Source organism: Candidatus Magnetominusculus dajiuhuensis (genome assembly GCF_046044395.1).
Lineage (GTDB): Bacteria > Nitrospirota > Thermodesulfovibrionia > Thermodesulfovibrionales > Magnetobacteriaceae > Magnetominusculus > Magnetominusculus dajiuhuensis.
Window position 1 is genome coordinate 1 of the sequence record NZ_JBJUSG010000135.1, and the last position, 9,317, is coordinate 9,317.

Annotated in this window: 7 protein-coding genes; all 7 read right to left on the minus strand. The window is 50.6% G+C overall.

Translation table 11 applies throughout. The annotated features are described in order from the left end of the window. Positions 1-41: 41 nt before the first annotated feature. Genes AB7D94_RS14665 through AB7D94_RS14695 form a run of 7 tightly spaced genes read right to left on the minus strand, consistent with a single transcriptional unit; the run spans position 42 to position 9,015 of the window. Positions 42-1,046: a glycosyltransferase family 2 protein gene (locus AB7D94_RS14665; protein WP_420266700.1), complete on the minus strand. Its 1,005-nt coding sequence runs from the start codon at positions 1,044-1,046 to the stop codon at positions 42-44. After that, positions 1,039-2,526 carry a B12-binding domain-containing radical SAM protein gene (locus tag AB7D94_RS14670; protein WP_420266702.1) on the minus strand — a complete coding sequence of 496 codons (1,488 nt, stop codon included), beginning with the start codon at positions 2,524-2,526 and terminating at the stop codon, positions 1,039-1,041. The genes AB7D94_RS14665 and AB7D94_RS14670 overlap by 8 nt, the downstream gene beginning before the upstream one ends. After that, positions 2,523-3,782 (minus strand): DUF362 domain-containing protein, encoded by a 1,260-nt coding sequence (locus AB7D94_RS14675; RefSeq protein WP_420266704.1) that lies wholly within the window; start codon positions 3,780-3,782, stop codon positions 2,523-2,525. The genes AB7D94_RS14670 and AB7D94_RS14675 overlap by 4 nt, the downstream gene beginning before the upstream one ends. Beyond that, entirely contained in the window at positions 3,775-4,956 is a 1,182-nt protein-coding gene (locus AB7D94_RS14680; protein ID WP_420266706.1) for a glycosyltransferase family 9 protein, read from the minus strand. Before AB7D94_RS14680 ends, AB7D94_RS14675 begins: the two co-directional genes overlap by 8 nt. Continuing rightward, a complete protein-coding gene (locus AB7D94_RS14685; RefSeq protein WP_420266707.1) occupies positions 4,946-5,845 on the minus strand; it encodes an alpha/beta hydrolase family protein in 900 nt (299 codons plus the stop codon). Before AB7D94_RS14685 ends, AB7D94_RS14680 begins: the two co-directional genes overlap by 11 nt. A gap of 24 nt (positions 5,846-5,869) precedes the next feature. Continuing rightward, on the minus strand, positions 5,870-6,271 hold the full coding sequence (locus AB7D94_RS14690) for a response regulator (protein ID WP_420266708.1): 402 nt from the start codon (positions 6,269-6,271) through the stop codon (positions 5,870-5,872). 23 nt (positions 6,272-6,294) lie between these two features. Next, positions 6,295-9,015 carry a hybrid sensor histidine kinase/response regulator gene (locus AB7D94_RS14695; protein ID WP_420266709.1) on the minus strand — a complete coding sequence of 907 codons (2,721 nt, stop codon included), beginning with the start codon at positions 9,013-9,015 and terminating at the stop codon, positions 6,295-6,297. Between the last annotated feature and the right edge of the window lie 302 nt (positions 9,016-9,317).

Here is a 9,317-nt window from a genome sequence, read left to right on the forward strand (position 1 = left end):
TTTAACTCTTTTCGCTTCTCTATGTCGGTTATAGGGGGCGGTTATTGTCGCCGGGGGGGGGGGCAGTGATTACAACGGCATTTCGGGGCGCTGACAAAATAATAAAACACACCAAGTCCTATGGATGCGGCCCTCAGGGCTATGAAAAACGGCGATGTCAACCCCACCGCCTTGTCAACCTTAAACGCGAAGGCGGCAAACCGGGCAGTTGATAATAAAAATATTATCAACAATAACAGGGACGCGTATGACGCCGCATGAATAAACGCCGAAAGCGCGAGAAAAAACGCGCCGCCAAAGAGAGTCAATATTTGAATTTTCAGGCTCTGTGGCGTGTATGTATCTTTGATCATCTTATCCGGGTATCTCTTATAGACGACCATACGCCAGTAGCCGCGCAGAAATTTAATCCTGCCATAGCGCCCGACCGAGGCCGGGTGGTTCAAATGATACACGATGGCGTTGCCATTAAATACCATCTTATGTCCCGCCGCTGAAAGTTTATACGACAGGTCTGTGTCTTCGTTATTGGCAACCGGAAAGGATTCGTCAAACCCTCCAGCGCCGGTAAAAACTGACGTTCTAAATGCCGCCGCGTATGTGTCTATCATGTCAATGGACGCGGACTTCCTGAGCATCGCGAATCTCTCTTCGAACTCTATCTGCGCGAATCTGGCCGTCAACTGCCGCTGATTCGTCCTGTATGCCCCCTTTACCGCCGACACCTGGGGGTCGGTAAATGGCCTTAACATCTCCTCTATCCACGACTCTGTGGCCACGCAGTCGGCGTCGGTAAAGAGGACTATCTCCCCTGTGGCCTCCCGTACGCCCATGTTTCTTGCCGAGGCCGGGCCGCCGTTTTGTTTGTGATAATATCTGACTGGATAGGACATTGCTATCTCTGCCGTTGCGTCAGTTGAGCCGTCGTCTATGACGATTACCTCATAGGTATCCACCGGGCAGGTCTGCCTGAGCAGGGCGTCAATGCAGCGGGCAATGGTCTTTTCAGAGTTATAGGCGGGGACTACTACCGATGCCTTAATCACAACCGCAGTCTTTCCCTTTTCTGACGTCAGAGCCTTTAAGGAGATATTTCATAAACGTCCGGGCCGATTTCACAGTCCTTTTCAGCTCCCGCGGGTGAGTTATAACCTGCCTGAGTTTATACAGCAGATACGCCGGACGCAGGTAAAACTCCCTGCGCGCGTTATCGCAAAAACGCACCAGTTCCTCTGAGGACAGCTCTTCGGTCCTTATCACAGTATTGTGCAGCCCGGCGGGGGTCAGCCATTTGGAGAAATCCTTCGTAGTCAACAAGCCCCTTTCGCTGTACCAGTCATAGGCCCCTGTGCCCGGATATATCATCATGGGATAGAACTGGACGGTGTCGGGATTGAGCCTCTTTGCAAGGTCAAGCGTCATTGCCATCGTCGCTTTTGTCTCACCGGGCAGGCCGACCATGAAGCATCCATGGACTAAGATCCCGGCCTTCCTCGCCGCCTCCATGAATTTACCCATATCATCTATGACTGTCCGCTTTTTTATGTTATCAAGCATCTGCTGGCTCCCACTTTCAAACCCCACGCAAAATGAGCGGCACCCCGCGCGGCGCATCACGCCCATCGTCTCATAGTCAAGCGTCGCTCTGGCGTTTGCCGTCCACGAGATTTTTACTCCCCTCTTTATTATCCCCTCTGATAGCTCCACACAACGCTTGCGGTTGGCCGTAAACGTGTCGTCTTCAAAGAATATCGCCTTCACGCCGTCAAAGGCGCTGATTATATATTCTATCTCGTCAAGGACATTGTTCACACTGCGCTGCCTCAGCTTATGCCCCATCAGCGTCTGCGGATATACACAAAATATACACTCGTGCGGGCAGCCGCGGCTTGTGGTAATTGTGACCATCGGGAATAGGGCGTTGGGATTAAAATAGTTCTCCATCTTTAAGAACCGCTTATAGACGCGGCTTACAAACGGCAGCTCATCAAGGTTGGCAATCGCTGGCCTCGGCCCGGAGTTTGTGCCGTCTTTGAAATAAAGACCGGCAACGGCGGCTACCGGCGTCTTATTATTCAGTGCCTCGGCAAGTGCCGCTATCGTATAATCATATTCCCCAACCGCCGCGGCGTCTATGGCGGGGCTTAGCCTCAGGCACTCCTGCGGCAAGGCAGAGACATGCGTACCCACTACGGCTATGAACGCGTCAGGGAGCGCGGCCTTTAGTGTTTCGCAAATCTGCGCGTCATTATAAATGCTTGGCGTACTGGTATCCACTACGACAAGAGACGGGCTGAACGTCTTTATCCTCCGCGTTACAGAGGCCAAATCGAGGCCGTCGGCGGGGGCGTCTATCAAATCTATTGAAAAACCGGCCATCTCCGAGGCACCCGCCGCATAGGCAAGCCACATAGGATAGTATAGCGTGCCGCTTTTTGTAACCGCCGGGCTTCGCTGCGCCCTGGAGAACTTTTTCATATAGGGCGGGTTTAAAAACGTTATCCGAAAATCTTTTTCTTTTTTCATTTCACCATCTCTTTTATGATTTCACCGTACTGCCTTACCTGTTCTTCCATAAACCCTTGTGTGCCGTGAAACTCTATGGCTGACTCCGGACACACGCTAAAGCAGTAGAGACAGTGTATGCACCTCTGCTGCCACTCATTGTCCATCCCCGCCGCCTTGTCAAGCTCATGAGGAAGGTCTATCTCTGTCGGGCAGTACCGGGCGCATATACCACAGTCTGTACATTTCCCCTTTTTCAGGGACAGCCCCTCCCACCGCATCTCGTCTCTGATAAAGACATCCTGCCTGAGGCCGGTAAGATAGAGGAGTTTCCCCACTATCTCCGTAGAGCATAGATAGTTAAACAGCGGTGTGCGCCTTATTGCAAGGAAATATTTTTGCCTTTTCGGGCTGTGTATAAACGTGGCAAGAGGGCCTGCCGTTGGTGGCTTAAATCTATGAATGCGCTCAAGGGGGAAATCATTTACGAAGTGCAAGTGCTCGTCTTTGATAAGCCCTCTCCTTTTTGCAACGGCAAGCGGGCCTATCTTCTGATAAGGGAACGACGCAAACCGCGCGCACATCAGATCCACTATATACGGGTCGTCTCCGACGAATATCGCCCCTGACCTAAGCGGCGTGCCGCGCGTAGGTCCCAGCCCCTCCATAGCTATTACACCGTCAACTATGTGCAGGTGTGGTTTTACGCCCTGGTTCAGGTTTATGATGTTGTCAGACAGGGCACCGTGTACCTTTTTCTTGTTTTCCTGCCCGACGAGGCAGCCTATCAGGTTTTTCAGGCATACGGTCATACCGGCCTCGAAGTGTGTCTTGAGCTTAGGCATGTTTATAAGGAAATCCGCCTCTTGGCATTCCCTTGCCACACCGGCCTTAACACCCCTTTCAAAAGATACGGCCACGGTGTCCGAGTAATTAAAATCCTTCACCCCAACGCCGTAGTAAAGCCCCAGCTCGTCGTACCTCAATCGTTCGATTACGCTTATGTTGCTGCGATAGTAACCACTGTTTGTGCCCTCGCCAATGGTGATGTCCTTGTAGCCACGGCCTTTTAAAAACTCTATGACGGCTGCCACTACCCTGAGGTCGGTGGTGTTGCCCGTGAGGGCGTTCATGTTGCTGTTAAGGTTGGGTTTGATGAGAATTTTACTGTTCTTGTCAGATGGAAACACGTCTGAGTACTTCGCGTCGAGGAGCCGCTTAATCCCCGATTTTATCTCTCTCACTCCGTCAACATATAAGGCGTCAAATCTAAACATTTACCTCCTTTAGTAAATCCTTTATGGCGGTAAGGACATCTTCCACCTCTATGGTCTTCATACAGGCATGGAAACGCTCGTGCTTGCAGGTGTTTTCGTCACAGGTATATCTGCACGGGAAGTCCTTCTCCACTACCCTGTGCGGATTCCCGTAGGGTGCCGTTTCAATACTCTTCGATGGTCCGAAAACGGCCACAACAGGCACTCCCATTGACGCGGCTATGTGCATCGGGGCGCTGTCGTTGCAGACAAACAAGAGAGACTCAGATAGCACACCGGCAAGTTCCCGCAGCGTCAGCCTCCCCGTTAAATCCACCGGCGTTGTCCTCATCAGCCTTAACATTGCCTTTACATAATCTGTGTCTTTGTTGGAGGCGGTTATGACCGTTATCATGCCCAAATCCCGAGCTATCGCGTCATAGAGTTCCGCGTATTTCTCTAATTGCCATTTCTTAAGTGGAATCCTCACGCCGGGGTGCACGGCGATGAAGGGTTTTTTTATACTATTGTCTCTCAGGAATTTCCTTGTGTTGGCCTTCTCCTCTTTTGTCAGATAAACGCCCCATTCTGTTTCAGTGGCAGGACAGCCCAAATATCTCGCAATATCAAGGTGATACTCTACCTTATGCCTTAGCCCGCCGTAGGGTACCACGTGCGTCAGTAAAAAACCGCCGCCACCGATGTCGTAGCTTACCTTATACCTCGCGTCCAATGGCCTGACAAGCATGAGGATATCCCTGATATCGCCCCGTGCCTCTATGACAAGGTCGAATCTCCGCCCCCTTAGCTCCCGCATGAGCGCAGGATATGTCTTTCTCTTTTTTCCATTTTCCCTGTATTTCCTCTTTTTATATGGGGCATAAAACCACAACGGGTCATAGGCGATTATGTCATGTATGTACGGGTTGGTTTCAAGGGCGGGTGCAGCCCCGCTTGAGGTCAAAAAGGAAATTTCGGCGTTGGGAAATCCAGCCCTCAGGGGTTTGAGTATTGGCACAGTCATTATAGCGTCTCCGATATAGGCGGTGCGGATTACCAGTATGGTGTTTATCTGTTGGGGGTCTATTTCCCTATGCCTTTTGAATAATTTGAGCGGGGCGTGGAGGATTCCTCCTATCATGTCAGCGGCCGCCGTTGCGATGCGTTTTTTCCTGTTTATTATCTTATATTGCATTTTGCATCTCAAGCAGGTATTTCAATATTTGGCCCTTCTGATTAGTCTGCGTGGGTACCCATTTATACCTTTGAGGATTGGTCTCCTCATAATAACAATTTGGAGGGTTGTCGTTACACCTGGTTGAGCGCGCCAATCCCGCACTGGCCTTATTCAGAAGCTCTATGGCGTGTCCCTTATAGGCGCCTTGCATGTGGTCAGTGGTGGCCTGATACCTGAAATAATCGCAGGTTATGCCACCGATGAAGGCGGCGGCCTCGCGCTCTCTCCAAAATTCGTCATTTGACATTGGAAAGTCCATAAGAGGTTCATGCGTGTCGTTTTTTGTGATATTGGCCCTGTTAGAAGGGCCTTCCCAGTCAAACAGGTATTTTATCTGGCAGTCGGCAACGGGAAATCTGCAAAGCGCGCCAGTGGCAATCGTTATCCCTATGGAGAAGGCCAAAATCCCCACGTTTTCACGGTTTACGCCCTCTACATCAAAGAATTGTTTGATAATGGCCGAGAGTTCTCTCTGATGGCGCACGCCCCAGTAGTCCTCAACGCCGGTGGTCTTACCCCTTCCCTGGGGGTCATAGTGCAGGACGACCGTACCCAGTGCGGCAATATCGTCCGCTGTGACCTCAGTGAGGCCGTCATAAGCCGTGCCGGGGGAGCCGCCACCGGGCACGATTATAACGCCCGGATACCCCCCATTCACAGCGTCGGTGCTAAGCGGCCTGTGCACATGGGCGTAGCAATCCGGCCCGTCCAGATTTTTAATCCACAGCTCCTCATCCACCGTCCTCAGCGCGGGGCGGCCCAGCAACTCACACGCCCTTTTTTTAAAGTCAAAGGGCCAGCCGCCATAAACCCGCCTTATCAGTCGCCTTATAATTTCTCCATCCACCTGCTTCTCTGTCTATTTACCTGTCTACTTACCTAGCAGGCCATATCCCTTCAGAAGGTTCAACAGCTTTTGCGTATCAATAGGCTTTGTCAGATAGTCCGTACAGCCACCCCTGTAGTAGGCCTCTATCACGTCCTTAGGGGAATCGAGGGCCGTCGTCATCACTACCTTTACCTCGTCATGCGATGCCACACCTGAGTCCCTTTCCTTGTCGCGTATTGCCTTGAGGGCCTTTATTCCATCCAGTTCGGGCATCATAACATCCAAACAGATGAGGTCATAGGGCTGTCCCTCATCAACTGCGAGCATAAAGGCCTCCACTGCCTCCATACCGTTTACCGTCACGTCACACTCTCCATATGGGCTTAGGAAATGCTGTAACAGGGTGCGGCTTGTAAAATCGTCCTCAGCAATTAAGATTCTCATTTTCTTCCTCCCTTTTTATTATTCTATATTAATTTTGAATCAGCAATGGCTGCAAGCAAGGCGTTAATCTCCTTTTCAAGTTGCGGATAGACCGAATGCGCCTGTGAGAGGTCTAATTTCCTGGCGGCCATCTCCATTCGCATCGCCTCGTTCTTCGTCCTGATGCCACTTAAGTTTGCGGCCATACCCTTTATAGTATGCGCGACGATCTCCACCTCCGCGGCGTTATCCGCGGCAAGGGCGTTCTTTAATTTATCCATATGCACTGCGGCGTCATCTATGAAAATGGCACAGATTTTCTTGATAAAGGCCTCGTCGTCAAGCCGGTTAAACAGTTCATCTTTGTCAAATATATCATTTTTGCTGACCTCAACCGGAGGGTATTGCCCTTGTGCCGAAAGGCCGCCCATCGTGCGTTCAATCACTTCTAACAGTTGGACAACCGATATAGGCTTGGAGATATAGTCGTTCATCCCGGCACTGAGGCAACGTTCCTTATCATCCTGAAAGGCGTTTGCGGTCATGGCTATTATGGGTATGTTAGGGTTGAAGTCCCCGGATTTCGAGTTCCTTATGTAGCGTGTTGCCTCAAGGCCGTTCATCTGCGGCATTTCCACATCCATAAGCACGACATCAAAGCGATTCCTGGCGAGGGCGGCAATGGCCTCTGTGCCCGTACATGCAACCGATACGGAATGGCCGTTTTTTTCTATTAAACCTATGGCAAGTTCCTGGCTGACGATATTATCCTCCGCAAGTAGTATTTTATAATAGCTCCTTCTGGCCGCTGGCGCTTTAGTGTAACATGTTTTCGCCACCGAAGTCTCACTAAGAAATCCCCCCATTGCCAGATGTATGGAATCATAGAGTGTGGAGCGTTTTATTGGCTTAGAGAGCGAGCCCCATATATTTAGTTCCTTCCAGCGGCTCTCGGCCTCCTTGTTCTGCCCGTGGACCATCAGTATTACATCTGTGGCAAACGTCAGCGGGTCGGTCTTTAGTAGTTCTATCAGGTCGTGCGGGTCTATGTCGTCAATCCCGGAGTCTAAGAGTATTATGTCGAAAGGCTCGTTTGCCTCTGCCGCCCGTTCTATGTTGGCGAGGATAGCCACAGAGTCTTTCGCCTGGCTGACCTTCATGCCGGCGGCCTCAGCCATCTCCAAAATGATTGTCCTGCTTAGGTCGTGGTTGTCTATCAGCAGCATACGTTTATCAGCAAGTTTGGCCATAACGTTATGGGTTGGGGGTTGGGTTGGGGGTGGCGACGGTGCCGCTTTTTTGAAGCGTACGTTAAAATCAAAGGTGCTGCCCCTGTTCTCTTCACTTATAACTTTTATTTCGCCCTGCATTAGGGTCACGAGTTTCTTAGTTATGGCAAGCCCCAGGCCAGTGCCGCCGTATCTCCTCGTCGTAGAGCCATCAACCTGCGTAAAGCTCTCGAATATTGTGTTTACCTTGTCAGCGGGGATGCCCGGGCCGGTGTCCGCCACACGGACGCGAAGCAGTCCTTCCTCCTCTGGAAATGTCTCAAGCCGGACGGTGACTTCGCCCTTTTCTGTGAATTTTATGGCGTTTCCAGCCAGGTTGACGATGATTTGTTTGAGGCGTACAGGGTCTCCTTTTACCATATGGGGCACATCTTGTGCAATATGAGATAGAAACAGTATTGCCTTTTTTTGCGCCTGAAAGCTGAGGGACTCCACAGCCTGTTCAATTACGTCGCGGATGTCAAAATCAATCTCCTCAAGTTCAAGCCTACCGGCCTCTATTTTTGAGAAATCAAGGATGCTGTTTAAGAGGCCAAGCAGGGAATTGGCCGATTCCCTGAGCATAGACAGGTACTTTCTCTGTTCCTTATTGAGCGGTGTGTCCAGCAGCAGCTCGGCCATTCCGATTACCCCGTTCATCGGGGTGCGCAGTTCGTGGCTCATGTTGGCAAGGAACTCGCTTTTTGCCGAGTTGGCCGCCTCTGCCGTGTCTTTGGCGTGTTTCATCTGCTCTTCAACCGTCTTCATAGCCGTAATATCAAACGATACGAACAGTAAAGACCTCAGATTCCCCATATGATCATACACAGGGTCGGCGTTTGTGAGAAGATTTATGTATGAGCCGTCTTTACTTTTAAATCTGAATTCGCAGCCCCTTATCTGTCCGCCCTTGTCAATAGCCTGGCGGCATCGGGCAGATAAACCCTCAACATCATCCGGATGGATAAACGAGTAGAAATTCGAATTTATTAAGGAACCCAGGCTATGGCCAGTGCTGTCAGAGAAATACTTGTTCACAAAATACAACCGCCCTGATGTGTCAACCTCGGCGACGAACTCGTTCATATTCTCAACGAGGGCGCGATACCTCTTTTCCGACGCGACGACGGCCTCCTCAGTTTGTCTTTGCTCTGTGATGTCACGAGATATTCCCATGAAACCGACAGGTTTGTCGTCACTGTTTTTGAGCGTGGAGGCCGAGAGATAGCTCATAAAGACCTCGCCGTTTTTTCTCTTGTTTGCTACAACGCCACGATAGCAGGAAGTCGCCGCCAGTGCCTTATATATTTGGCGGCCCTCGGCCGGGTCATTATACAACACATCAATATTACGGCCCAGCATCTCATTGGCCTCGTACCCGAATACCGCCTCCGCAGCCCTGTTAAACCCGATTATTGTCCTGTCCATATCCACGGCTATAATCATGTCTATCGAGCTGTCTATAATCTCTTTGGCGTAGTGGTATAGCTCTCTCATGGGATGAACCTCAAATTTTGGCCGTAAGGTCGGCAACAAGTCCGCCGCCAATAATGCCTGTCTCATATGTCTTTTCGTTCATTTAGAAAACCTCATAGTGCCGATTTTGCCGCTTATATGTAATTGTAGCATTTTCACGCAGTTCTGTCATAGATTCGCTCACGGTAAATTTGTTCTGATGGACAAAACAAGTTTTCATTGGAAGTTGCAATGATTTCTGGACTGTCCTTTTCTTAGTCCATCATTCCGGCCTCATTTTGTCATTCCGGCTTGTCCGGAATCGTGCGCCTGTGAGTGTGCAT

Coding starts and splice junctions, on each gene's coding strand:
- AB7D94_RS14680 (WP_420266706.1), bottom strand. CDS start 4,956: ATGCAATATAAGATAATAAACAGGAAAAAACGCATCGCAACGGCGGCC.
- AB7D94_RS14695 (WP_420266709.1), bottom strand. CDS start 9,015: ATGAGAGAGCTATACCACTACGCCAAAGAGATTATAGACAGCTCGATA.
- AB7D94_RS14690 (WP_420266708.1), bottom strand. CDS start 6,271: ATGAGAATCTTAATTGCTGAGGACGATTTTACAAGCCGCACCCTGTTA.
- AB7D94_RS14670 (WP_420266702.1), bottom strand. CDS start 2,526: ATGAAAAAAGAAAAAGATTTTCGGATAACGTTTTTAAACCCGCCCTAT.
- AB7D94_RS14675 (WP_420266704.1), bottom strand. CDS start 3,782: ATGTTTAGATTTGACGCCTTATATGTTGACGGAGTGAGAGAGATAAAA.